26 protein-coding genes and 1 pseudogene are annotated in these 24913 nt (G+C 48.0%); 20 read left to right on the top strand and 7 right to left on the bottom strand.

The window, feature by feature from the left end:
* Positions 1 to 24: 24 nt before the first annotated feature.
* Positions 25 to 627: a glycerol-3-phosphate responsive antiterminator gene (locus BLW33_RS10215; RefSeq protein WP_090308436.1), complete on the bottom strand. Its 603-nt coding sequence runs from the start codon at positions 625 to 627 to the stop codon at positions 25 to 27.
* A gap of 158 nt (positions 628 to 785) precedes the next feature.
* The gene (gene glpK, locus BLW33_RS10210) at positions 786 to 2279 is read right to left on the bottom strand and encodes a glycerol kinase GlpK (RefSeq protein ID WP_090308433.1); all 1494 of its coding nucleotides are present in this window, start codon (positions 2277 to 2279) and stop codon (positions 786 to 788) included.
* Between the two features lie 546 nt (positions 2280 to 2825).
* On the opposite strand from glpK, the gene dhaK reads away from it, so the two are divergent.
* From dhaK to dhaM, 3 genes are all read left to right on the top strand, one after another.
* Complete coding sequence (gene dhaK / locus BLW33_RS10205; RefSeq protein WP_090308431.1) at positions 2826 to 3818, top strand: dihydroxyacetone kinase subunit DhaK; 993 nt, start codon at positions 2826 to 2828, stop codon at positions 3816 to 3818.
* A gap of 78 nt (positions 3819 to 3896) precedes the next feature.
* Positions 3897 to 4538, top strand: coding sequence for a dihydroxyacetone kinase subunit DhaL (gene dhaL / locus BLW33_RS10200; RefSeq protein ID WP_090308428.1), 642 nt, complete (start codon positions 3897 to 3899; stop codon positions 4536 to 4538).
* A gap of 1 nt (position 4539) precedes the next feature.
* The gene (gene dhaM, locus BLW33_RS10195) at positions 4540 to 4923 is read left to right on the top strand and encodes a dihydroxyacetone kinase phosphoryl donor subunit DhaM (protein WP_090308504.1); all 384 of its coding nucleotides are present in this window, start codon (positions 4540 to 4542) and stop codon (positions 4921 to 4923) included.
* 85 nt (positions 4924 to 5008) lie between these two features.
* On the opposite strand, the gene BLW33_RS10190 is transcribed toward dhaM, so the two are convergent.
* Genes BLW33_RS10190 through BLW33_RS10180 form a run of 3 tightly spaced genes read right to left on the bottom strand, consistent with a single transcriptional unit; the run spans position 5009 to position 7805 of the window.
* Positions 5009 to 5389 (bottom strand): helix-turn-helix domain-containing protein, encoded by a 381-nt coding sequence (locus BLW33_RS10190; protein ID WP_090308426.1) that lies wholly within the window; start codon positions 5387 to 5389, stop codon positions 5009 to 5011.
* A gap of 23 nt (positions 5390 to 5412) precedes the next feature.
* Entirely contained in the window at positions 5413 to 6174 is a 762-nt protein-coding gene (locus BLW33_RS10185) for an FMN-binding protein (RefSeq protein WP_090308423.1), read from the bottom strand.
* An 8-nt stretch (positions 6175 to 6182) separates the two neighbouring features.
* On the bottom strand, positions 6183 to 7805 hold the full coding sequence (locus BLW33_RS10180) for a putative manganese-dependent inorganic diphosphatase (RefSeq protein WP_090308421.1): 1623 nt from the start codon (positions 7803 to 7805) through the stop codon (positions 6183 to 6185).
* A gap of 112 nt (positions 7806 to 7917) precedes the next feature.
* Between BLW33_RS10180 and rlmN the strand changes: the two genes are divergently transcribed.
* Genes rlmN through BLW33_RS10155 form a run of 5 tightly spaced genes read left to right on the top strand, consistent with a single transcriptional unit; the run spans position 7918 to position 13011 of the window.
* The gene (gene rlmN, locus BLW33_RS10175; RefSeq protein WP_090308418.1) at positions 7918 to 8931 is read left to right on the top strand and encodes a dual-specificity RNA methyltransferase RlmN; all 1014 of its coding nucleotides are present in this window, start codon (positions 7918 to 7920) and stop codon (positions 8929 to 8931) included.
* Between the two features lie 24 nt (positions 8932 to 8955).
* On the top strand, positions 8956 to 9699 hold the full coding sequence (locus tag BLW33_RS10170) for a Stp1/IreP family PP2C-type Ser/Thr phosphatase (protein WP_090308415.1): 744 nt from the start codon (positions 8956 to 8958) through the stop codon (positions 9697 to 9699).
* Positions 9696 to 11459, top strand: coding sequence for a Stk1 family PASTA domain-containing Ser/Thr kinase (gene pknB, locus BLW33_RS10165; RefSeq protein WP_090308412.1), 1764 nt, complete (start codon positions 9696 to 9698; stop codon positions 11457 to 11459). Before BLW33_RS10170 ends, pknB begins: the two co-directional genes overlap by 4 nt.
* Before the next feature lie 11 nt (positions 11460 to 11470).
* Positions 11471 to 12352 (top strand): ribosome small subunit-dependent GTPase A, encoded by an 882-nt coding sequence (gene rsgA / locus BLW33_RS10160; RefSeq protein WP_090308410.1) that lies wholly within the window; start codon positions 11471 to 11473, stop codon positions 12350 to 12352.
* Positions 12349 to 13011, top strand: coding sequence for a thiamine diphosphokinase (locus BLW33_RS10155; RefSeq protein WP_090308407.1), 663 nt, complete (start codon positions 12349 to 12351; stop codon positions 13009 to 13011). Before rsgA ends, BLW33_RS10155 begins: the two co-directional genes overlap by 4 nt.
* Here BLW33_RS10155 and BLW33_RS10150 read toward each other — a convergent pair.
* The gene (locus tag BLW33_RS10150; protein ID WP_090308403.1) at positions 12998 to 13417 is read right to left on the bottom strand and encodes a hypothetical protein; all 420 of its coding nucleotides are present in this window, start codon (positions 13415 to 13417) and stop codon (positions 12998 to 13000) included. The genes BLW33_RS10155 and BLW33_RS10150 overlap by 14 nt on opposite strands.
* Before the next feature lie 121 nt (positions 13418 to 13538).
* Entirely contained in the window at positions 13539 to 13727 is a 189-nt protein-coding gene (gene rpmB / locus BLW33_RS10145; RefSeq protein ID WP_090246825.1) for a 50S ribosomal protein L28, read from the bottom strand.
* 172 nt (positions 13728 to 13899) lie between these two features.
* On the opposite strand from rpmB, the gene BLW33_RS10140 reads away from it, so the two are divergent.
* From BLW33_RS10140 to BLW33_RS10085, 12 genes and pseudogenes are all read left to right on the top strand, one after another.
* Positions 13900 to 14247 (top strand): Asp23/Gls24 family envelope stress response protein, encoded by a 348-nt coding sequence (locus BLW33_RS10140; RefSeq protein WP_090246823.1) that lies wholly within the window; start codon positions 13900 to 13902, stop codon positions 14245 to 14247.
* Between the two features lie 11 nt (positions 14248 to 14258).
* Positions 14259 to 15878: a DAK2 domain-containing protein gene (locus BLW33_RS10135; protein ID WP_090308400.1), complete on the top strand. Its 1620-nt coding sequence runs from the start codon at positions 14259 to 14261 to the stop codon at positions 15876 to 15878.
* Positions 15879 to 15899: 21 nt separating this feature from the next.
* Entirely contained in the window at positions 15900 to 17948 is a 2049-nt protein-coding gene (locus BLW33_RS10130; RefSeq protein ID WP_090308397.1) for an ATP-dependent DNA helicase RecG, read from the top strand.
* A gap of 15 nt (positions 17949 to 17963) precedes the next feature.
* Positions 17964 to 18521, top strand: a complete 558-nt coding sequence (gene rsmD / locus BLW33_RS10125) for a 16S rRNA (guanine(966)-N(2))-methyltransferase RsmD (RefSeq protein ID WP_090308394.1) — start codon at positions 17964 to 17966, stop codon at positions 18519 to 18521.
* A 4-nt stretch (positions 18522 to 18525) separates the two neighbouring features.
* On the top strand, positions 18526 to 18996 hold the full coding sequence (coaD, locus tag BLW33_RS10120) for a pantetheine-phosphate adenylyltransferase (protein ID WP_090308391.1): 471 nt from the start codon (positions 18526 to 18528) through the stop codon (positions 18994 to 18996).
* 15 nt (positions 18997 to 19011) lie between these two features.
* Positions 19012 to 19458, top strand: a complete 447-nt coding sequence (locus tag BLW33_RS10115; protein ID WP_090308389.1) for a hypothetical protein — start codon at positions 19012 to 19014, stop codon at positions 19456 to 19458.
* Positions 19459 to 19505: 47 nt separating this feature from the next.
* The gene (locus BLW33_RS10110; protein ID WP_090308386.1) at positions 19506 to 20363 is read left to right on the top strand and encodes a CvfB family protein; all 858 of its coding nucleotides are present in this window, start codon (positions 19506 to 19508) and stop codon (positions 20361 to 20363) included.
* A gap of 9 nt (positions 20364 to 20372) precedes the next feature.
* Complete coding sequence (locus BLW33_RS10105; RefSeq protein WP_090308382.1) at positions 20373 to 21524, top strand: DUF362 domain-containing protein; 1152 nt, start codon at positions 20373 to 20375, stop codon at positions 21522 to 21524.
* A 24-nt stretch (positions 21525 to 21548) separates the two neighbouring features.
* Positions 21549 to 23186, top strand: coding sequence for a biosynthetic-type acetolactate synthase large subunit (gene ilvB / locus BLW33_RS10100; protein ID WP_090308501.1), 1638 nt, complete (start codon positions 21549 to 21551; stop codon positions 23184 to 23186).
* 9 nt (positions 23187 to 23195) lie between these two features.
* Complete coding sequence (gene ilvN, locus BLW33_RS10095) at positions 23196 to 23684, top strand: acetolactate synthase small subunit (protein ID WP_090246809.1); 489 nt, start codon at positions 23196 to 23198, stop codon at positions 23682 to 23684.
* A gap of 7 nt (positions 23685 to 23691) precedes the next feature.
* The gene (locus BLW33_RS10090; protein ID WP_090308380.1) at positions 23692 to 24549 is read left to right on the top strand and encodes a DMT family transporter; all 858 of its coding nucleotides are present in this window, start codon (positions 23692 to 23694) and stop codon (positions 24547 to 24549) included.
* 20 nt (positions 24550 to 24569) lie between these two features.
* Positions 24570 to 24913, top strand: a pseudogene (locus BLW33_RS10085) (sulfide/dihydroorotate dehydrogenase-like FAD/NAD-binding protein); the annotation flags it as partial.

Raw genomic sequence — 24913 nt, 5'->3', positions numbered from 1 at the left:
CGTTGCCTTTATTCAGTTGTGCTTTTATACCTCTTCGGTACTCTTTTCAATATGAGAAAGGGCATTCCAAAGGGGCTTGTGTGAAGTACTGGCAGCAATAGCGCCAGCATTGATACAAGATTGTACTTCTTCTTCTGTTTCAATGAATCCACCCGTAATAATGGGGATAGCCAACTCGTCTTTAACCCGATGGATAATTTTAGGAACCAGTCCTGGCAACACTTCCACTGCATCCGGCTTGATTTTCCTAGCCGATTGGATAGTGGTATCCATAGCGGATGAATCCAAAAGGAAAAGGCGTTGAACCGTCATCAAACCTTCTTGCTTTGCTTTAGCTACTAGGGAATTCCTTGTAGAGATCACACCGGTTGGATTAATTTCTTCTTTTAAGTATTTAATGAAGTAATTATCCTGGGCGTAGCCCTTTAAGAGATCCAGATGAACAAAAGCATGCTTTCCGGATTGAGAAATAAAATCCACCATTTTCTTCAAATTGTAAATGTTGCCTCCCAGAAGGAAAATTACTTCTGCTTCGGATTCAACGGCGTCGTAGATGTCTTTTGGATTTCGAACGGCGGCGATGATTGGATTCGCTTGAAACAAAAGAAAACACTTTCTTGTTGACATGACTGCCCTCCAACTCCACTGTCATTATTCTAGCACTCCGGCAATCAGAGGTAAACCGCTAATTGGGATAATTCTCACTTTTTGTAAATATTTTGACGAAAAACCCGGAGGTTTTTCGTCAAAATATCATTTATCTTTACATATGGGAAAGTAAATGCTTATTCAGCGTCTTCCCAACCCTTTGAACATTCAACGGCTTTTTGCCATCCCTTGTACAGTTTAGCACGAACTTCAGAATCCATCATTGGTTCGAAGGTACGGTCAATCTTCCAAGCGGAAGCAACTTCAGCTTTGTTTGCCCAGAATCCAACTTCTAAACCAGCTAAGTAGGAAGCACCCATAGCGGTGGTTTCAACGATAGAAGGTCTGTCAACTGGAACACCAAGGATATCAGCCTGGAACTGCATCAGGAAGTTGTTAGCGCAAGCACCGCCATCAACCTTTAAGGATTTCAGGGTAATGCCAGAGTCTTTTTCCATGGCATCCAAAACATCTTTGGTCTGGAATGCAAGGGATTCTAATGTTGCACGGATGATGTGGCATTTGTTAGCACCACGGGTAAGACCGACAATACAGCCACGAGCATAAGCATCCCAGTGAGGAGCGCCTAAGCCAGCGAAAGCAGGAACCATGTAAACGCCATTGGTGTCAGCCACTTTCTTAGCAAAGTGTTCGGAGTCAGGGGAGGTATCGACTAATCTAATTTCGTCACGCAGCCATTGGATGGCAGCACCAGCGATAAAGATAGAACCTTCAAGAGCATAATCAACGACACCGTCTAAACCCCAGGCAATGGTGGTCAACAGGCCATTGTTGGACTTCACTGGAGATTCCCCGGTGTTCATCAGCATGAAGCAGCCGGTTCCGTAGGTGTTCTTAGCCATACCAGCATCGAAGCAAGCCTGTCCGAAGAGGGCTGCCTGTTGGTCACCGGCAATACCGGTAATTGGGATTTCGCCACCGAAGAGGGTGGTTGTTCCGAATTTGCTGGAAGAAGGCTGTACATTAGGCAGTAAGCTCATGGGAGCTCTGAACTTCGCACATAATTCTTCGTCCCATTTCAGGGTCTTGATGTTGAAGAGCATGGTTCTGGAAGCATTGGAATAGTCGGTTGCGTGTACTTTACCGCCAGTGAGTTTCCAGAGCAGCCAGGTATCAATAGTACCGAATGCTAATTCGCCTTTTTCTGCTCTTTCACGAACGCCTTCAACGTGATCGAGGATCCAGAGTAATTTAGTGGAGGAGAAATAGGGGTCAAGGATCAGACCAGTGTTTTCCTGTACATAATCACCGAAACCAGGAATGGCCTGGAAATCATCGGCATAGCTGGCGGTACGACGGCATTGCCATACGATGGCATTGTAAACCGGTTCGCCAGTTGCACGGTCCCAAACGACGGTGGTTTCACGCTGGTTGGTAATACCGATAGCAACGACATCATCAGCAGTAGCGCTTACTTTTGCCATTGCTTCACTGACAACACCACTTTGGGTAGCCCAAATTTCCATGGGATCATGTTCAACCCAACCTGGCTTAGGATAAATCTGTGTAAATTCCTTCTGTGCGACACTAACGATTTCACTTTCGTGATTGAATAAGATAGCTCTGGAGCTCGTTGTTCCTGCATCGAGTGCCAATACATACTTTGCCATAAATAAAACCCCCTATGAATTATAAATGTATTATTTAAACATGACACGCATGATTAAACCGAAATGAAGTATTAAAGGATAAGGATTGGAGAGGTCATAAAAAAAAGGCTGACAACTAAACATACACTTACACAAGCACATATTCAATTTATGTGATGCGAATGGTTTAGCTCGGCCCTCCAGTCTCCTGCCCTATATATAGAATATGTTGTTTTGCGAAAGAGGAATAATTTGCTTTTAAAAGCAGTCCGCTTTCGATTACACTCATATGATAGCATAGCCGGTCAGATTTGTAAAGGGAGAACAAAGAAAAAAGAACGTTATTAATTTAACGATAAGAATGAAAGGAAAACAGGCGGTTTTCATGCAGTTTACACCCTTATTCAATTTCTGAAAATTTTCATAAGATGTTGTGATTTTCTGATTATTATTTATTGTCTAAATAGAGTAATATTTTGTCGTGTTCGTGAAACATAATCGTAATTAAAGATTGAATGTGTTATACTATTATTTAGTAAAAGTCTTAATTCTTAGGAGGAATTTTTGATGAAAAAGTTTATCAATGATGTTGAAAATGTCGAAAATGAGATGCTGGAAGGTATCGTAGACGCTCATCCTGAATATGTTAAGCGAATTCCTGATTTTGATGTCTTAGTCAGAGCAGAAAAGAAAGTTGGAAAAGTTGCCCTCATCAGTGGTGGTGGCAGCGGCCATGAACCGACTCATGGTGGTTTTGTTGGCAAGGGAATGTTAGATGCCGCCGTTGCAGGTGCTGTGTATACTTCTCCCACACCAGACCAGGTTTTTGAAGGAATTAAGGCGATTGATGCAGGAAAAGGTGTCCTGATGGTCGTTAAAAACTATACTGGAGATGTTATGAACTTCGAAATGGCGGCTGAAATGGCCCAGGACGAAGGGATTGAAGTCGATCATGTCGTCACCAATGATGACGTTGCAGTGGAAGATTCCCTGTATACCACCGGTCGTCGTGGTGTTGCGGGAACTATCTTTGTTCACAAGATCGCCGGTGCCAAGGCGGAAGAAGGTGCAGATTTAGCCACCGTTAAAGCCGTCGCCGAAAAGGTCATCGCCAATGTCCGTACCATGGGTGTCGCCCTCAAACCTTCTACTGTTCCTGCTGCGGGTAAGCCGGGCTTTGAATTAGAAGAAGACGAAATCGAACTGGGTATTGGTATTCACGGTGAACCCGGAACCAGCCGGGAAAAAATCATGCCGGCTGATGCCATTGTGGATCATCTGCTGGATAAGATAATGGCTGATATTGATTATTCCGGTTCCGAAGTGGCTGTAATGGTCAACGGCGGTGGCGCAACACCAGCAATGGAACTCTACATTTTGAATAAACGCATTCACGATGTCTTAACAGAAAAAGGAATCAAGATTGCAAAGACTTATGTTGGCAACTATATGACCTCCATCGATATGGCTGGAGCATCCATTTCCTTACTGAGACTTGATGATGAAATGAAAGCACTGCTTTTAGCACCTGCAGATACCATCGCTTTGACTCAGGATTAAGGAAAACAATTTATAATTATACAAAAAAGATAATGGCAGGCCTTTCTGGCCTGTCATTCTTTAGAAAAGAGGTAAAATATGGCAGCAACTAAGAAAGATGTATTGACTTTCGTCGATTTATTCAATAATAAGATGGAAGAACATCGCCAGGCCCTCACGGATATGGACCAGGCCATCGGCGATGGTGACCACGGTATTAATATGAATCGTGGGATGAAGGCTGTTGAAGAAAAAATCGATGCAGTGGTAGATAAGCCCATTGCTGATATTTTAAAATCGGTTGGGATGACATTGGTGTCCACTGTTGGTGGTGCATCAGGCCCCCTTTACGGCACCGCTTTTATGAAAGCTGGAATGGCCATGAAGGGTAAAGAAGAACTATCAGCTTCAGATATCAGTGAAATGTTTGATGCAGCCATTGCGGGTATTATCAGCCGTGGGAAGGCGACAACCGGAGAGAAGACCATGTTGGATGCTCTTGTGCCGGCAAAAGATGCATATAATGCAGCGATTGCTGAAGGAAAAAGCATTACCGACGCCTTAGTGGATGCAGAGGATGCGGCTTGGAAGGGTGTGGAGTACACCAAGACCATCATAGCAACCAAGGGCCGTGCCAGTTATCTGGGCGAACGGAGCATCGGCTTCCAGGATCCCGGGGCCACCTCAGTGACTTATCTGATTCAGGCAGCACGGGAAGCCGCACAGCAGGCAGGTGCCTGATTTGGTTGGCATCGTTGTTGTATCCCATAGTCAAAAGGTAGCAGAAGGGGCAGCAGAGCTGGCTCATCAAATGGCATCAGATGCTAAAATTGCAGCAGCTGGTGGAATGGCCGATGGAAGCATTGGGACGGATTTAGAAAAGATTACCGCCGGTATCGAAGAAGTAATGTCCGATGATGGCGTAATTGTTTTGATGGATATGGGTTCTGCCATTATGACCACAGAGATGGCCATTGAAATGTCTTCAGACCCTGAAAAGATAAAGATGGTAGACGCTCCCGTAGTCGAGGGGACCATCTTTGGTGCGGTAGAAGCATCCATTGGCTCTTCAGTGGAACATATTGAAGAGGTGTTAAAACAGGTTAAAGAACAGGTGAAGTTTTAACCTAAGTCTGTAAAAAAAGAGCCGGAATTCCATCTGCGGAATTCCGGCTCTTTCACTTTTATACGGCAGCAAATCAAAATATTTTCTAATGGCGTTGCTTTTCTTTAAAAGAAATAAAATCGGAAATCTCCATCTGGACATCCTCTGGCAAACGCAGGTAGGCTAAAAGGGTTTCAAAGGCCCGGGAATCCAGGAAATGAGGGGATCCATTACCATCGATAAGGGCGGCCCCGTTGTCGGGGCGAATGAGTAATGGGCATGTTGTGCGGCAAAGTAAGTAGTCCACAGAGACACCAAAAAAATCTGCGATTTGGATAAGCAGAGCAATTTCAGGCATGCTTTTATCCTTTTCATACTTTGAAATTGAGCTGGTGTTCAGGTAAAAAATATCTGCAATTTTTTCTTGGGTCAGGCCTTTCTGGGTTCGAAGGGCGCGGAATCGCTTGCCAAATGTATCATTCTTCATAATGTTCTCCGTTGTATCACGTATTAAAATGCGCCCCGTTGGCTGTTGATGTTTTCCAATAAAGCATTGTAGGTGGCGTATTCTTCTGGAAATGTGGGATCAGGGGTTATGGGTGTTAGTTCCTGGTGTTTTAAGGTCTCCCGTGTCATTGTGGTAAAGAGTTGTTTATAAACCATATTGCTGCTTTTATTGCTCCCATCCTTTACTTCATCGTACTGGACATCGGAGATGGTGTGGCCATCGTAGACGACGGTTAAGGTTCCGATGCTGCCTGTTTCTGTGGGGAGACTGCTGGTGGCGGTATACGTGTCGTCTAAATCGACCTTCGACACAGCTGTACTGCCGGATTGTGCATTGGATATGGCTGACGTGGCTAAATCTTTGAATGCCTGGGAGGTTTTAGTTGCGCCAGATACTGTATCAATATCTGCGCTTTGGGCACGGATCAATTTAGTGACCAAGGTGCTGTAAAGCTCGGTAAGGGTTGGGGTGTCGCTTTTGGAAAGCCAGGTACCAGCAGCATCATTTTTGAGGGTACCGGTACGGTTTTGCTCATAAAAACGCACTTTTGTGATAATACCAGAGTGGACTTCAATCACAAGGGTTTGGCCGTAACCGTAGCTGTCGTAGGTTTTGGAGGTAGACGTATAGGATCCATCCTGGTATTGTGCCACTAGTCCAGTGTCCACCGTACCATTTTTTTTGTTATTGATGATATCCTCTTTGGTACAGCCGGTTAAAAAAAGCAGGGCGAAGCAGAGAAAAAGTGTGATTTTCTTACCCATGGCGTCTCCTATAATGAAGCAGCATTCATAAGGGGGGGAACGACCTGCTTTTTACGGGAAAACATTCCCGGGAAAAATTGACTGATATCATCCTCTGCAATGCCAAAGGCGGCCTCTGCCAGTTTCCGGGCCTTACCAGCGACCAGGAGCTCGCTGCCTCCCAGCAGTACGTCAGAGACGATGAGCACCGCCAGATCAAAACTGCCTGTAGCGCAGTCCGATTCCATTTGGGAGAGCACCGGTTTTAGTTGGGAGAACATCCCTTTGTAATCCCCGGTGTTGATCTGTGAAATGGTTACCCGGTAATTCCCCATGGTAAAGTGCTTTCGGTCAGTGTTCAGAATTTCCTCTGGGGTCATGTCGGTGAGGTTACTGCCGGCCACCAGCATTTTCTGACCGTAGCTCTGGGGATCGACATCTGCAATTTTCGCCAGATGCATGGCGGTTTTTCGATCTAAATCGGTGCAGGTGGGGGAATTAAAGAGCAGTGTATCGGATAGGATGGCAGACAGCATAATGCCAGCCATGGCTTTGGGAATGGGAATTCCCTTCTCCTCATAGATACGGGCGATGATGGTGCAGGTGCAGCCCACGGGCTCTAATCGGAGATAAAGAGGGGCTGCAGTCTGGATCTCTGCAATGCGGTGATGGTCGATGACTTCGATAATCTCGGCTTCATCGATACCGCCGATGGATTGACCCCGCTCGTTATGGTCCACAAGGATAACCTGCTTCCGCTTGAAGTCTAAAAGGGAGCTTTTGGTAATGGAGGCCAAAACGGTCCCATCCTCATCCACCACGGGAAAGCGGTTGTGGTCCGAGGTCAGCATATTCTCCTTCACATCGTCGATGGTTTCATAGATAACAAAATACTCCAGCTTTTCCCGTTTGACAAAATTGGCGATGGGAATAACCTGGGTTAGACGTCTGATGACCTCAAAAGGGGGGGCTTCACAGAGCATAATGACCCCTGGAAAATCCTGGGGCAGCTGGGGCGTGGTGCCATTGGGCGTATTGGATATAATGATATTATGGGCACCTGCCAAAAAAGCTTTTTCGAGAGAGCCATCATTTAAAGCGGTGACGATTAAATCCTGGGGATTCAGGTGTTCGGAGGGATGAAGCTGGGTATTGCTATAAACATCACCGAGAATAATTTTACCAGGGATAGACCCGATGACCCGGGCCTCTAAAATATCGATCACGTTACGGTAAGGGGTGGCATTATCTCGAAGAAGGGATGCCCGAAAGGGATCGGTATAGGCCTGCATAATGTCCGGGAGTGCAATCATCCCCAGCAGTTTTTTTTCATCATCGACCACCGGCAGGGAACGACCGGGATTCGAGACAATTTTGTTCATGGTATTGAGGACGGATTCCGATTCGGTTACCATGGAGTCATTGTTTAAATTAAGATCTGAGACCTGGGGATGAACATCGCTAATGCGTTTAGGTGGAGTAACACCAAAATAATCGAGGACAAATTGGGTTTCCTTATTGATTTTTCCAAGACGGCCGGCAACGACGTTGGGCACACCTTGGGCATGTTTGAGATTAGCGTAAGCCAGGGCAGAGCAAATAGAGTCCGTATCCGGGTTGCGATGCCCGAACACATAAATATCTTGGGACATTTAAGCTTCTCCTTCTTATTTTAAATAGTCTTAATTGTACTTTTAGTAGGATAATGATATCATAAAACAAAGTTTTATACATTTTGATATGAAAATAACGAGAGGAATCTTAATGGAATATTTATTCGGAAAAACCTTGGCCGAGTGCCAGGATGTGATGCAACTTCTGGGAGAACCGAAATACCGGGGGAAGCAGCTGTATGAGTGGCTTTATGAAAAAAAAGCAACGGATTTATCGGATTGCACAAATTTACCCGCCGCTCTGCGGGAGCGGATGGCAGAACGCTACGGGATCGGGCATGGCATTATTGTAGAGGAGCAGCATGACCCCGTAGACGGCACCTCTAAATTTCTAATTCGTTTGCGGGATGGAGAATGTGTGGAAACGGTGCTGATGTCCTACAAGCATGGCTATTCTCTGTGCGTCTCCAGCCAGGTGGGGTGCGCCATGGGCTGTGCCTTCTGTGCCTCCACCCTTGGGGGGAAAGTCCGGAATTTGGGAGCTGGAGAAATTCTGGACCAAATTTACTTAGTGGAAAAGGAGAAGGGGGTTCGGATATCCAATGTCGTGCTTATGGGGATCGGCGAGCCCCTGGATAATTACGACGAATTACTCACCTTTATCGAAATAGCCAATAAAGGATGGGGGATTGGGCAGCGGAAAATAACCGTCTCCACTTGTGGACTGGTGCCCAAAATCGAGGCCTTGGCCAAGGAGGATTTGCAAATCAATTTGGCCATTTCCCTCCACTCACCCTTCCAAGACCGGCGTGAAACGCTGATGCCCATCGCAAAACGTTATTCTATGGATGAATTACTAAAGGTTTGTAACAATTACTTTACAATTACGGGGCGCCGGATTTCCTTCGAATATGCTCTGATTGCCGGTTTTAATGACCGTCAGGCGGATGTGGATGAACTGGTTCGGCTGTTTGGAGGCCAAAACTGTCATATTAACCTCATTGGACTTAATTCTGTTAGCGAAAGTGTATACAAAGGTAGCGATAATGTAAACTTTTTTGAGGGTCAGTTGAAAAAGAGGGGCATTAATTGTACAATGAGAAGGAAAATGGGCGGCAATATCGACGCTGCATGTGGACAACTACGTAGAAAGACGAACAATTAGTGCGTTTTGAGGTGAATAAAATAGATGAAGTGTGCATATTCTTCAAATATCGGTGTAAAACGAAAAGTGAATCAGGACGCTTACCTTGCTGCGAATTTTGAGAAGGATGGCGAAATCTGTTATATTTTCGTTGTCGCTGATGGACTGGGGGGACATCAGTCCGGCGAGGTGGCCAGTGAGATGGCTGTCGATTATATCAAAACAAATATCGCAGGAATTGGGGACTATACCGATTATGGACAGGTAAATACCTTTGTCAATGGGATCAATCAACAGATTTTGGAAGCCGGTTTTCGGAATGAAGAATTACGAGGAATGGCGACTACGCTGACCCTCTGTATTGTGGACGGTGAGAATTTGGTTATTGCTCATGTGGGAGATAGCCGTGCTTACCGAATTAACCGGGAAGGAATCGAACAGTTGACTAAGGACCACTCCCTGGTCCAGGCGTTGGTGGATGAAGGGCGGCTTTCTTCCAGTCAGGCCAAGACCCATCCCCAAAAGAATGTCATTACCCGGGCCCTTGGCACTGATGAGGTGGTCAGAACAGATTTGTTTGAATATACCATCGGGCCAGGGGATAAATTTCTGGTGTGCTCGGATGGCCTGTACAATCTGGTAAGCGAAACCTTGATCCGCCGTATCGTCCTGGAGGAAGATATGGAGGAAGCGACAAAGGAGCTGGTCAACACTGCGAATCGAAACGGTGGAAACGACAATATCACCGTCATTATTTTTGATCCCCAGGAAGGAGAAAATGCCATATGATCGGTCGATTGTTAAACGGTCGTTATGAAATCATCGAGCTCATTGGACGCGGGGGCATGGCCTACGTGTACAAGGCTAAGGATTTAAAGCTCAACCGCTTTGTTGCGGTAAAGGTCCTCCGGGATGAGTATACGGAAAATGAACAATTTATTAAAAAGTTTGATCGGGAATCCCAGGCAGCAGCTGGGCTGACTCACCCGAATATCGTATCAGTATACGACGTGGGGGTGGATGATGATGTTTATTTCATCATCATGGAATATGTAGATGGGATTACCCTGAAGCAATATTTGGATAAAAAGGGTGTTCTAGATTATGAAGAAGCCACGAATTTTATCATCGATGTGGCAGAAGCCTTAAAATGTGCCCATGAGCACAAAATCATCCACCGGGATATCAAGCCCCACAATATTTTGCTGACCAGGGATTTAGTCCCCAAGGTCACAGACTTTGGGATTGCCCGGGCAGTGACCAGTTCCACGGTGACGATGACCAACCAGACCATGGGGTCGGTTCATTATATCTCACCGGAGCAAGCCCGGGGTGGTTTTGTCGATGAACGATCAGACCTGTATTCCCTGGGGATTATGTATTATGAGCTGGTTACCGGAGAGCTGCCCTTTGACGAGGAAAGCACCGTTACCATCGCCATTAAACACATTCGGGAAGAGATTGTGCCACCCAAGGAGATTAATCCGAATATTCCAGATAGCGTCAACGCTGTTATCCTGAAGTTAACCCAGAAAAAACCTGAGGAACGCTATCAAAATGTCGATGAACTGGTGGCGGATTTAGACCGCCTGATGATGGACGCGGAAGCGGCTGTGGGCATGGCCAGTGGAATGAGGGCGTCTAATACCGATGAACTCTTTAATGATTTAGGTGATGATGGACTGTTTAAGGTCGAGCCAGCAACCATGGCCCAGCCCATCATTCCCGATGATGATGAAGTAGATGAAACGGGTTTAAGTGATTTACAAAGCCGAAAGAAAAAGAAAAAAATGATTATCGTGGGTGTCATTGCTGCGGTTATCGTCCTCATTTTGGCCATTGTTGCCATTAATGCTTTTTCACCCAAGAAAAATGTGACCGTTCCAGATGTTACCAACATGACGAAGGAGCAGGCCACCACCGCTTTGAACAACCTGAAGCTCACTTTGGAAGTTGAAAAAGAAGTGTATAGCAGCACCGTGGATGCTGGAAAAATCGTCTCCCAAAATCCTACAGCAGGTTCAACGTCTCAAGAGGGAAAAACCATTAAAGTTAGCATTAGTAAGGGCAGCCAAAGCGTTGGCGTGCCATCAGTAATTGGTCTTTCCGAAAATGATGCCATTACAGCGATAGAAGGGGCAAAGCTTGCCGTTGGGGAAATCCAGCGGGAGTTCAACTCGGATTATAGCACAGGTACGGTCTTTAAGGTCAGCCCAGGTGAGGGCAGCCAAGTGGCAGAAAAAAGCAAGGTAACCTTATATGTCAGTAAAGGACCGGATGTGGTCAATGTACCAGGAATCGTGGGCTTGGCTAAAAGTGACGCGGATTCCCGAATCCAGGCCAATGGACTGAGTGTTGGTACCGTGACGGAAGAGCATAGCTCGACCTACGCCACTGGCGTGGTCATCCGCCAATCCCCCTCTGAGGGAACCCAGACGGAACGGGGCTCAGCGGTAAACTATGTCGTCAGTTCCGGACCGGAACCCACACCCACGGCAACACCAGCCCCAACGACGACGGTGAAACCAGCACCGACGCCGGACAATTAAGAAGATCGAATATGAAGAAAATATCAGGACGCATTATTAAAGGAATCGGAGGGTTTTACTACGTAAGACCCACCGGTTCCCTTGCTTTATTAGAAACCAAGGCCAGGGGAAAATTCCGACATCAAAAAATAACCCCGATGGTAGGGGATTACGTGGATGTAGCGGTGGATGGGAAGGAAACGGCCATCGATACCATTAAAACCCGTAAAAACGCCTTTGTACGCCCGCCGGTGGCTAATGTGGATGTGGCTATTATTGTTTTTGCCGCCGCCAACCCCGATCCTAATCTTTTTTTGTTGAACAAGTTGCTGATTACAGCAGAATATCGGGAGGTGGAGCCCATTATCTGTATTACCAAGACGGATTTAGTCCCAGCTGAGGCAGTGGCAGAAATAGCTGCGGTTTTTAAGGATACCCCCTATGCCATCGTCCCTGTCAGTAATGTGGAAACCGGGTCCTTAAGGGCACTGACAGATCTTCTTACTGATAAAACAGCTTTTTTAGCCGGGCCCTCTGGCGTGGGAAAATCCACTTTGGCCAATCGCCTGTGTGCTGCTAGTGAGATGGAAACCGGGGGACTGAGTGAAAAGCTTGGCCGGGGGAAGCATACCACGAGACACGTGGAGCTGCTTAATATGGATTGCGGGGGGTATCTGCTGGATACCCCAGGGTTTTCCTCCCTGGATATTGATGAAGAAATGACCGCTGAGGATCTAAAATTCTATTTCCCGGAGTTTGCCCAGGGAGCCTGTAAATTTATGAATTGTACCCATCGCTCCGAGCCGAAATGTGCCGTTAAAGCCCAGGTGGAGGAAGGGACCATCAATCCCCTTCGATATGAGCATTATTTGGAGTTATACGATTTTTTAGGAAAAAAGGAGAGCTGGCGATGAGGGCCATCATCTTTACCGGGGGACGCTACCGGAATTTGGATTTCTATGCCCAGCTTCTTGAAAAGGAAAGGCCGGCCTATATCCTGTGTGCCGATAAAGGAACGGAGACGGCGTTAGCTCTAGGCATTAAACCGGACACGGTGCTGGGGGATTTTGACTCCATCGCCCCGGAGGTTTTAGCGCAGATCAAAAAAATGGCAATTCCCATGGTGGTCCATCCCACCCATAAGGACGAAACCGATACGGAGCTGGCCATCACCACCTGTTTACAGAGGGGCTGTACCGAAATTCTGCTCCTGGGGGCCTTGGGCACCCGATTGGACCATAGCCTGAGCAATATTCATCTTCTGGGGCGGCTCCAAGCCGCTGGGGTTTATGGCCGTATTATGGACGAATACAACACCTTGTTTTTAGTGGAGGACCGAAAAGTCCTGGAATTGCCGGTGGGTACCACCCTATCCGTCATTGCCTATACCGATCGGGCCGAGGGGGTTACCCTAAGGGGATTTGAGTATCCCCTGGACCGGGCGGACTTGGACCATCTGGCTGCGGGGCTGGGGGTGAGTAATGTGGCGGTGGCAGAACACCAAGAGATTGTTGTGGAAAGTGGGATCCTGCTGGTAGATGTGGTGCATGAGGAGGGTTTTACGGATTTTTAACGACGAAGGCCTGCACCGCCAGGGTACCGTAAAAGCCGATGAGCAGGAAAGCCCACATGAAATAATCATCAATATTGAAGAAAAAGGGAACACCGAAAAAACTGATGATATAAGAGAAGACGAGCAGGGCCAAATTGCACAGCACGATAATCCGTGCTGTTTTTTGATGGCGGATTTGGGCAAAGCTGTGGGCCAGGGTAGCCAGGAGGATACCGGAGATGAGGTAGCTGGCAAGGATAAGGATGAAGGCTAAAAATGTATGCTCGTAGGAAAAAGAGACGTTCGCCAGAGTGAAGCGGATATAATTCACAAGGTAGAGGCACAGGCCCAGAACCAGGTAGGGGGTCAGGGTGATTTGGAGGTAGGGGAGGATCGGTTTGTTTTTATCATAATAGGTCCTTTCCATAAAAACTCAAAGATTTTTAGGCTTTATATCAGTATATCACAGAACACAGCACATAAAAAGAGGGCTGTCCCATTGCTGATTTCCATCAGCACATAGGACAGCCCCCTTCTAGGTGGTCTGATTACGCACGTTCGACTTTGCCGGAACGCAGACATCTTGTACAGACGTGGACACGTTGGGGTGTGCCATCGACCATTACTTTGATTTTCTGCAGGTTGGGCTTCCAGATTCTCTTGTTATGTTTGTTGGAGTGAGAAACAGAGTTGCCAGCAACGACATGTTTCTTGCACACAAAGCATTCTTTAGCCATCTATATTTACCTCCCTTATTCAGTTCTAACTTATTCGTCTATCAAACAGAAGCCATTATATCACAGAAGCAAAAAATAATGCAATAAGATTTTTGACTTTATCCCGAAAAAAATGTAGAATATAAAGAAACAATGGGTAATTTTGAGTTTTTGAGCTTAAGGAGATTATACAATGAAAATCGAAAATGAACTTGGGTATATCGAAATATCACGTAAAGCCATTGCCGATATCGCTGGAACCGCGGCCATGGGGTGCTATGGCCTCGTAGGCATGGCCCACCAGCGCGGGAAGGATGGCCTCATCGAGCTTCTGACCAAGGAGCATTCCAGCAAGGGTGTCGGCGTGAAGATCGACGAGGACGGCCGGCTGATCATCGACCTGTACGTCATCGTCGAGCAGGCCATCAAGATTTCGGTGGTGGCTGAAAATATTATTTCTGCAGTGAAATACTGCGTTGAAAAGCAGACATCACTGAAGGTCAAGCGGGTCAGCGTGAATGTCGTCAGCGTCAGGGTATAACGGAGGTTAAAATGGAGTCAAAAAGAATCGACGGCGCGATGCTGAAGAAAATGTTCGAATACGGGGCTAAAAATCTGGAAATCAATAAAAAGACGGTGGATGAACTCAATGTCTTCCCCGTGCCCGATGGCGACACCGGGACGAATATGTCTCTGACTTTCTCTCATGCCGTGGGGGAGTTGGCAAAACTCGACAGTATGCATCTGTACTCTGTGGCAAAGACAGCCTCCAGCGGCGCCTTGATTGGCGCCCGGGGGAATTCCGGGGTTATCCTTTCACAGCTGCTGCGTGGGGTGGCCGATGGCTGTAAAGATAAAGACAGTCTGGATGTGTTTGGCGCCGCCAAGGTGATCCGTGCTGCGGCCGATGCGGCTTACAAGGCGGTCATGAAGCCCACGGAAGGGACAATCCTGACCGTGGCCCGGGAAATGGCGGAATTTGCCATGGACCATCACGATGAATATCGGGATATCGATTTGTTCTTAAAGGATGTCATCACCCAAGGGAAGGACGCCCTATCCCGAACACCGGATATGCTGCCAGTACTTAAGGAAGCGGGTGTGGTGGATGCTGGGGGACAGGGTCTCATTTTCATTATGGAAGGGGGATACCTGGCGCTGACCAATCAGGAGCTTACGGAAGAGGTGCGCTTCGATATCAGCGACCGGGACCGTTTTGTGGATGACTCCGGTATGCGTCCTGAGGATATCACCTTTGGTTATTGCACGGAATTCATTGTCAAAGAAGCGGGAGACGCCGATGAAAATGAATTGCGGGAGTTTTTAAATACCATCGGAGACTGTGTGCTGGTGATTAAGGATGATGATATCATCAAGGTCCATGTGCATACAGACCATCCGGGTCAGGCCTTTGAAAAGGGCTTGTCCTACGGCGATCTGATTCGGATGAAGGTGGATAATATGCGGGAAATGCTAGGCGTGCCAGAGGAAGGGGAGGAAGAGGATTCTCCAGAGGTTCCCTATGGCTTTATCGCTGTTTCTCCAGGGGAGGGGCTAACCCATCTCTTCCATGATCTTGGCATTACCCGGGTGATTTCCGGGGGACAGACCATGAACCCCAGTACCCAGGATTTTTTGGATGAAGTGGAAAAGCTCCACGCCAAGGATATCTTTATTTTCCCCAATAACAGTAATATCATTATGGCGGCCAATCAGGCCGTGGCCATTTCAGACAAAAACCTCCATGTGATTCCAACCAAGACCATTCCCCAATGCGTAACCGCCATGCTAGCCTTTAACGCAGAGTTGGATGCCCAGAAAAATAGGGATGACATGCAGGCGGTCATTGCCGATGTCAAAACCGGCGAGGTCACCTATGCGGTGCGAGATACTAAATTTAACGGCCTTAAGATTAAAAAAAGTGATATTATTGGTATTTACGGCGGGGAAATCGTCGTGAAGGGCAAAAATGTCGATGCTGTGACGGTGGAGCTGCTGCAGAAAATGGTGGATGAGGACAGCGAGCTGATTTCCATTTACTTTGGACACGAGGTGGATGAGGAGACGGCGGAGTCTCTGGCAGAAGCCCTGGAAGCAGACTTCAGCGACTGTGATATTGAAGTGAACGACGGCGGTCAACCGCTGTATTACTACATCGTTTCGGTGGAGTAGGATGATATAAAGAGGTAAAAGATGGCGATCAAAGATCCGGTACGGACAATTCCTGGGGTGGGGCCGAAGCGTGAAGCGGCCCTAAAGGCCTTTGGTGTGGAATCCGTGGGAGACCTCCTGGGGATCTTTCCCCGAAAATACCTGGATCGCAGCGAAACCGGCACATTGCTCACAGAAACAGCCCAGTGTGTGACGGTAACGGCAGTGGTCGCAAAGAAAGGGACGGTTCGGCGGATCCGCAGGAGCCTGTCCCTTTTTGTATTGCCCATTGAGGAAATATTATCCGGGGGACAGGTGGTCCGGGGAGAGGCGGTGTGGTTTAACCAGCCCTGGTTATCCGAGCATTTTGAGGTGGACACGGTGTACCATTTTTATAGCCGTGTCACCTTTAAAAAAGGAAGGCATGTACTGTACAGCCCTCAATTTGTGCGGGCGGATCAGCCCGGGGATTTTTTTGAGCTGACACCGGTTTATCCCAAGGTCGAGGGGATTCCACCGGAAACTTTAAAAAAATACATTCAAAAGGCCCTGGATGAGGATTTAGGAATAGAGGATCCCCTGCCTCAGAATTATCGGGACCAATTTGATTTACCGGGGATGGCCGAGGTGGTTAAGATGCTTCACCATCCGAAGTGTTTGGAGGAGGTAGCGACGGGGCGGCATCGAATAAAATTTGACGAGGCCCTTAAAATAAATCTGGGGATTTTGAGTAACCGCATATCCCTGGGGCCATCGAAAATCCAAATCCATAATTTTGGCCAGCTGGGCCGCTTTGAACGGGGCCTGCCCTTTGAGCTGACCAGCGGCCAGGTGGGGGTTCTCAGCGATATTGTCGGTGATTTTCGGGAAGGAAAGACCATTAATCGCCTGGTCCAGGGGGATGTGGGTTCTGGGAAAACCATTATTGCGGTGGCCTGTGCCTACCTTATGGGGTTATCGGGGTATCAAACAGCCTATATGGCACCCACGGAGATTTTGGCTGCCCAGCATGCCAGAAATTTTGAGGCGTATTTAAAGCCCTATGGCATTACCGTGGCCCTCATCACCGGGAGTATGAAGCCGGCAGAACGGCGAGAGGTTCTGGAGGGGGTGGCTTCTGGAGAGGTCCAGGTAGTGATTGGAACCCATGCCCTAATTCAGGACAGTGTGGATTATTACAATTTGGGGATGGTCATCACCGATGAACAGCATCGTTTCGGAGTTCGCCAGCGGGGTAAACTGGGGCTAAAGGGACATCAGCCCCATACCTTGGTCATGAGTGCGACCCCCATTCCCAGAACCCTGGCCCTGGTGCTGTATGGGGATCTGGATATTTCCACCATTGATGAGATGCCCAGTGGGCGAAAGAAGATTAAAACCTATTTCTATGGGGAAAAGGCACTGCCTAAAATTTTGAATTTTATGGCGGATGAAATGGACAAGGGGTATCAAGCCCTGATGATTTGTCCTTTCATTGAGGAGGCCGAGGGCTTAGAGGATGTGAAGGATATCGAGCGGGTATATCCAGAAATGGAGAAGCATTTCAGGGGACGTTATTCCGTGGGATGCCTCCACGGAAAAATGCCCGATGCAGATAAAAAAAAGATTATTGGCGATTATAACGCCGGGGAGCTGAAACTTCTGGTCGCCACCAGTATTGTGGAGGTGGGCATCGATGTCCGGGGCATCTCTGTGATTACGATTTTAAGTGCTGACCGTTTTGGCTTATCCCAGCTTCATCAGCTGAGGGGGCGGGCCGGGCGTGGGGATCAGCAGGCTTATTGTTTTCTGGTATCCAATGCTCGGGGGGAGAAAACCATCGAGCGGATGAAGGCCATCGTGGGGCATACCAATGGTCAGAAGATTGCAGAGGAGGATTACCGATTGCGGGGGCCCGGGGATTATTTCGGATGCCGGCAGCACGGTTTTCCATCCACAAAGGCCCTGGACCCCTATGAGGATTTGGAGCTCATTGCCCAAACCCGAGAAATTGCCAAGGAAATCCTTGAAGCCCAGGATGCGCAGACCATGTCTTTTCGCTCCAGGATTATCGAGGATTTTTACCAGAGTGTTGACATCACCATGAATTAAGAAAAGGAGGCGCCAATGCGTGTCATAGCAGGAGAAAAGCGGGGGATGCGGCTTTATGAGCCGGGGGATGAACGCATTCGCCCCACGACGGATAAAATAAAGGGGGCCATCTTCAATACCATCCAAATGCGTTTGGACGGGGAGTCCATCTTCGTGGATCTTTTTGGGGGGAGCGGCGCCATGGGAATCGAGGCTCTCAGCCGGGGAGCCAGGGAAGCCTGGTTTTTCGATGTGGATACAGAGAGTATCCGGCTGATTGAAAAGAATGTGGAAAAAGCAGGCTTTGGGAATCGGGCAAGGATTGGCCGGATGTCGGCCAAGGCAGGGATCGATCGCTTGGCCCAGGGCGGAGTGTCCTGCGATTTTGTGTTCATGGACCCGCCCTATGTTAAGGGAGAGGAAAGCATCGCCCTCATTGAGGCCATGGCAAATAAAAAAATTCTGAAATCTGAAGGAATTATAATGATGGAGCATGAAAAATCTGTTATAATGCCTTTAACGATCTGTAATTTTGTGAAAACAAAAGAGAAAAAATATGGAAATACCGTCATCAGTTATTACGGTGAGGAGTGAAGGTATGGCGAAGGCAGTGTACCCTGGCAGCTTTGACCCCATGACGACGGGGCATTTGGACATTATCAGACGAGCATCCGCCATCTTTGATGAGATAGTGGTCTGCGTCATGGTGAACACCACGAAGCAGTACCTGTTTCCCTTGGAGCAGCGCATTGCGTTACTTGAAAGCGCCCTTTCTGATCGGAGGAATATCCAGGTGGATCATTACGAAGGGCTTTTGATGAACTACGTGGTGGATCGCGGAATCGATGTCGTGATTAAAGGACTTCGAAATAACCGGGATTTTGAATATGAAAACAACATGGAGTTTTTTAACAAACGGATGGCGAAGGATATTGATACCGTGTATCTGATGGCCAGCCATGAACATGAATATATCAGTTCCTCAGCAGTCCGGGAGCTTCTGGGCTTTGGAGGAGATATCAGCGGGCTGGTACCGCCAGAGGTGGAAGCCGCGCTGCGCTTGAAATAGATTGGAGGCAGTGTAATGAAGGTTTTGGAATTAATCAACGAGGTGGAAGAACTGGTGGAAAAGGGGAATTCCGTTCCCTTCTCATCAAAAGCCTTAGTGAATCCAGAGGAAATTATAGAGATTTTGGACGAAATCCGGACCGCCCTCCCGCCGGAGTTGGCAGAGGCCCGTAAGATTGTGGCAGAGCGCAAGCAGATTTTGTTTGAGGCCCAGGCTGATGCCGATCGCTTGAAAAACGATGTGGAGGGTAAGCTGCGACAGGTCATCGATAACAGTGAGATTACAAAAAATGCTCAAACTCAGGCGGAAATTATCATTGAAAATGCCCAAATCCAGGCCAAGGAAATTCGCATTGGGACCCAGCATTATTCGGATAAAATTTTATACAATCTTCAAATCAAACTCAAAGAGATCAATGATCAAATCGAAGCAAATCGCAAAGAACTAAAGGATATTAAATGATGAATCGGGACTTGGTTGCAAGTCCCGATTTTAGCAAGGAGAATAGAATGATAGAAGTTGGAAAGATTCAAGATCTGGTCATCGATCGGATTTCAAAAATTGGGCCATATTTGGTGGACCCCCAGGATAAAAAAGAAAAAAAGGATTCAGTGTTGATGCCGGGGAAGGAATTGCCTAAGGGCGCGGCTGTGGGGGATACCCTATCGGTCTTTGTCTACCGGGATTCCGGGGACCGGCCCATCGCCACTCTAAGGCGGCCTAAAATACTTATGGGAGAGCTGGCACCCCTGAAGGTGGTGGCCATTACCAAGGTGGGGGCTTTTATGGACTGGGGGCTGGAAAAAGATGTACTCCTCCCCTATAGCGAGCAAATCACTAAGGTACAGATCGGCCGGGAATATTTGGTGGAGCTGTACCTGGACAAAAGTGGCCGTCTTTGCGCGACGATGAAAGTATACCCCAAGTTGGAAAACGAAACGCCCTACAAGGCAGGAGATTGGGTGGAAGGTTATATCTATCAGATTAATCCGGAAATGGGGGCTTTTGTGGCGGTAGACTTAAAATACCATGGCCTAGTCCCCTTGAAGGAAATGATCAGTGCGGATGTGCATTGTGGGGATTCAGTCAAAGCACGGGTGACCCAAATCCGAAAGGATGGCAAGCTGGCCCTTAGCCCCAACCGCAAAGCATACAAGGAAATCCCTCAGGATGCCCGGGTGATTTACGATAAGCTCATGGCGGCAGGGGGATCACTGCCTTACAACGATAAAACACCGCCAGCCATTATTGCTAAGGAATTCCACATGAGTAAGGCCTCCTTTAAACGGGCCATTGGTAACCTGCTGAAAACCAAGAAGATTCGGATCACCAGTCGGGGGATTACCCTGTCAGAAAGTCGCCATTAGGTGATGGCTATGTCGAAGGTCGTCATCGTTAAATGCACCAGCTACGATGGTGAGCAGGTGTACGAAGCCCTTAAGAGGGGCATGGCCTATCTGGGTGGGATTACCCGCTTTGTATCCCCGGAAGAGAAAATTCTCTTGAAGCCCAACATGTTGCGGAGTAAAAAAATAGAGAGTGGCTGCACGACCCATCCGGCTGTATTCGAAGGCGTCATTCGCTTGTTGGAAGAGGCCCAATGCACCAAGCTGACCTATGGGGATTCCCCAGGTTTGGGGTCACCGGAAAAGGTGGCAACCGAGGTGGGGCTAGCGGCTGTGGCCCAGGCCCACGGCATTCCCCAGGGCGTATTTGACCGGGGTCAAACGGTGGCCTACCCTGATGGGGAGGTGACCAAGCGCTTTGAACTGGCCCAGTCTGTTATCGAAACCGACGCTTTAATTAGTCTGTGCAAGATGAAGACCCATGGGCTCACCCGAATTACAGGGGCGGTTAAAAACCAACTAGGCTGTGTCTATGGCTTTAATAAAGGGGCCAGCCATGCCCGTTTTCCAAATAGTTTGCAGTTTAGCCGAATGCTGGTGGATCTCAATCAATGCATTGCCCCCCGGCTCTTCATCATGGATGGGATTACCGCAATGGAGGGCAACGGTCCGGCGTCGGGAACACCGGTCAAAATGAATTGCCTTTTGATTTCTGATGATCCTGTGGCTCTGGATGCCACCTTTGCCCGGTTGGTGGACCTGGACCCGTCCTTTGTGCCCACCATCACCGCAGGGGAAGAAATGGGCCTGGGAACCTACCTCCAGGATGAAATTACACTTTTGGGAGATCATTTAGGTGATCTGATTAATGATAATTTTTCTGTGGAACGGATTCCGGTCAAGGATGAAAGCACCATCAGTCTGAGTAATTTAAGATTTGTTAAAAATTGGCTAACGCGAAAGCCGGTGGTCATAAGGGAACGCTGTGTCCAGTGCGGCATTTGCATTGCCAGCTGTCCTTTAGAGGAAAAAGCCTTGCGTTGGCAGGAGGTGGGCAGCAATCGATATCCGAAGTACGATTATCACCGCTGCATTCGCTGCTATTGCTGCCAGGAAATGTGCCCGAAAAAGGCCATTGTTGTTAAAACGCCGCTTTTGGGGCGAATTTTTATATACCGATAAATACAAAAGAGGGGAGTGATTTTATTGTTAGCATCAAAATTAATACTTAAATGCCTTGAAAAAGAAAATGTAGACGTTATTTTTGGGTATCCCGGTGGGGCGCTGCTGCCTTTGTATGAGGCCTTCCGTGAATCTCCCATCGAGCATGTCCTGGTGAGAAATGAACAGGCGGGACCCCATTATGCCAGTGGCTATGCCCGTGAAACTGGAAAGGTGGGGGTTTGCTTAGCGACATCCGGTCCCGGAGCCACTAACATGGTCACAGGGATTGCAACCGCTTATCTGGATTCCATCCCCATTGTCGCTATCACCGGGCAGGTTAACCGGGATCTCATTGGGACGGATGCCTTTCAGGAGGCGGATATCTTTGGGGCAACGGCGCCTTTTACCAAGCACTCTTATCTCGTAAAGGAAGCGGCAGACCTGCCACGGATTATCCGGGAGGCCTTCCACATCGCATCCACGGGTCGTCCGGGTCCCGTCTTGATCGATATTCCCCGGGATGTCCAGCTGGAGACCATTAAAAACATCAAATATGTGGATGAGGTGGATATCCGTGGATATAAGCCAACCTACGAAGGGCACATGGGACAGATTCGCCGGGCCATCCGAAAGATTAAGGCGTCTAAGCGTCCAGTGATTTACGCCGGGGGCGGGGTGGTTCTGAGCAAGGCCCAGGCGGAGCTTTTAACCTTTGCCCAGCAAAATACCATCCCTGTCATTACAAGCCTGATGGGGATTGGGGCCTTTCCAGAAAATCATCCCCTCTATGCCGGCATTGTGGGAAGCCATGGTTATGAGTATTCCAATCATATTATGGATGAGGCAGATTTATGTATCTGTGTGGGAGCCCGGATGTCGGATCGGGGTACTATGAATAACGTGGGGAGTATGAATGATATGGAGCTGATCCATATTGATATTGATCCGGCTGAAATTGGTAAAAATATTGATGACACCAATATTCCCATTGTGGGTGATGCCCGTATCGTCCTGAGTGATTTGATTGAAAAGGACATTAACAAGGATACCAAGACATGGATTACGGGGATTGAAAAAATAAAAGAAGAGCACCCGGTGTTGTACGATTGTCACCTGGACTTAGATTTGGTGAATCCCAAGCTGTTGTTTACCCGCTTGTCGGACATTGCCGCCTTGGATGCGACCCTGGTGGCAGATGTTGGACTGAATCAGATTTGGTCTGCCTTATACTACCATGTCATGGGAGATCGCCATTACTTTACCTCTGGAGGCTTGGGCACCATGGGGTATAGCATTCCCGCAGCAGCCGGGGTGGCCTTTGCTACCCGGGAAACCCCAAAACAAATTTTTGCGGTATGTGGTGATGGCAGCTTTCAAATGGCCATGGGTGAGCTGGGGGTTATTGCAGAGTACCAGTTGGATGTGAATATCATTCTCATTAACAATGGCAAGTTGGGGATGGTCCGCCAGCTCCAGCATGATAATTACGGCAAAAACCATTACTCCGGGACAGATCTTAGTTTCTCTGTGGATTTTATGACCTTGGCCAAAGCTTACGGTATCCAGGGCTTCCATGCCGAGACCACGGAGGAGGCTGAGTCCGCAATTGCGCAGGCCATCGCCCATAAGGGCCCGACCCTTGTGGAATGCATGGTCCACGAAGATTTCATTCGGATTTAGGAGGGGACGATGGAAAAGCATTGTTTATCACTACTCGTAGAAAATAACTTCGGGGTACTCTCCCGGATTTCTGGACTCTTCGCCCGTCGTGGCTACAACATCGACAGCCTCACGGTCGGGACCACGGAGAATCCCAGGATCTCCCGGATCACCATGGTGGTTACGGGGGATGAGCGGATCCTGGAGCAGATTAAAAAACAATTGAATAAGCTGATCAATGTCATTAAGGTCATTGAGCTCAAGGATGGCGAAGCCATCCGCCGGGAGCTGGTGTTTATTAAGGTTCGTGCCAATGACGATACCCGTGCCAATATCGTCCAGATTTCCAATTTGTTCCGGGCATCGGTGGTGGATGTGGCCAAGGAAAGCCTGATTCTAGAGCTGACGGGAACCCGGGAAAAGGTGGATGCCTTTATCGAAATCATTGAACCCTTTGGGGTTTTGGAATTTGTCCGTTCAGGCGAAACGGGACTTCAACGTGGAAAGCATAAGATCTGAGGAATGAATGGATAATCGAAAAAAGGGTGTTTTGTGTATTGTCATCGCCACTGTGCTCTTAAGCTGCGGTGGCGTTCTCATTAAAAGTGTAGATGCTAGCTCTATGACCATTGCCGCTGTCCGTGGAGGCATTGCGGGGATTGTTTTCATCCCCTTTATCCAGTGGAAAAAGCTGCGTTTTGACAAATCCTTTGTGGGATTGATTTTAGCCTATAGTTTTTTAACGGCAACCTTTGTAACGGCAACGAAGATGACCACGGCAGCTAATGCCATTATCCTGCAATGCACGGCTCCCCTCTGGCTGTATTTATTTTATTTAGTCAGTGGGAAGAAGTCCATTGTGCTGTCCGAACTGATTCCCCGACTCGTCATTCTCTGTGGAATTTTAGTTATTCTCTTTGATCCCACCAACGCAGGTGGAGGTCAGGCCGTATTTGGCAATCTTTTGGCCTTGGCCTCAGGAATCGCCTATGCCGTAGAGCAGTATTTAATGGAAAAGGATTACCCCATGAATGATCTTTCCAAGGTTGGGATTATTAACTTAATCATGGCTTTTGGGATGCTGCTTTTATTTAATCATCAGATTGACATTCTGAATATTTCGTGGTCTAATTGGTTAGTGTTGATATTCTTGGGGGTCGTCCAGCTGGGCGGGGCCTACCTCTTCCTGTTTAAAGGGGTACGTCTGGTCTCAGCCTTTGAGGCTTCCATCATATCCTTATTAGAGCCCATCCTAAACCCCATCCTTGTATTTTTTATTATCGGAGAGAAACCAACAGGGTTTACTATCCTTGGTTTTGCCGCTATTTTGGTCGGGATCCTACTGACCCTGCGGCCAGAAAAATATCAGGCTGGAGTGAATTAATAATTATTTGAGGAGGAACTATGTACAAAATCGTCAAAGCCGAACACCTGGCAGAGAACATCGTCCTGATGGACGTTGCCGCTCCCCGGGTAGCGGGGCATTGTGAACCCGGACAATTCATCATCGTCCGGATGGATGAAAAAGGGGAACGCATCCCCCTAACCATCTGTGACTACGACCGGGAAGCCGGCACCGTCACCATCGTATTCCAGGAGGTGGGCGCCTCCACCATCCGCATGGCCGCGTTAAAAGAGGGCGACGCCTTCTTAGACTTCATCGGACCCCTGGGCTGTGCCTCAGAATTGATCAACGAAGATCTCGAAGCCCTAAAAGCTAAAAAGATTCTCTTTGTGGCCGGAGGCGT

The sequence above is a fragment of the Eubacterium aggregans genome, assembly GCF_900107815.1.
Taxonomy (GTDB): Bacteria; Bacillota; Clostridia; order Eubacteriales; family Eubacteriaceae; genus Eubacterium_O; species Eubacterium_O aggregans.
Note: the sequence above shows the minus strand (reverse complement) of the source record. Positions and strands in the feature narration are given on the sequence as shown.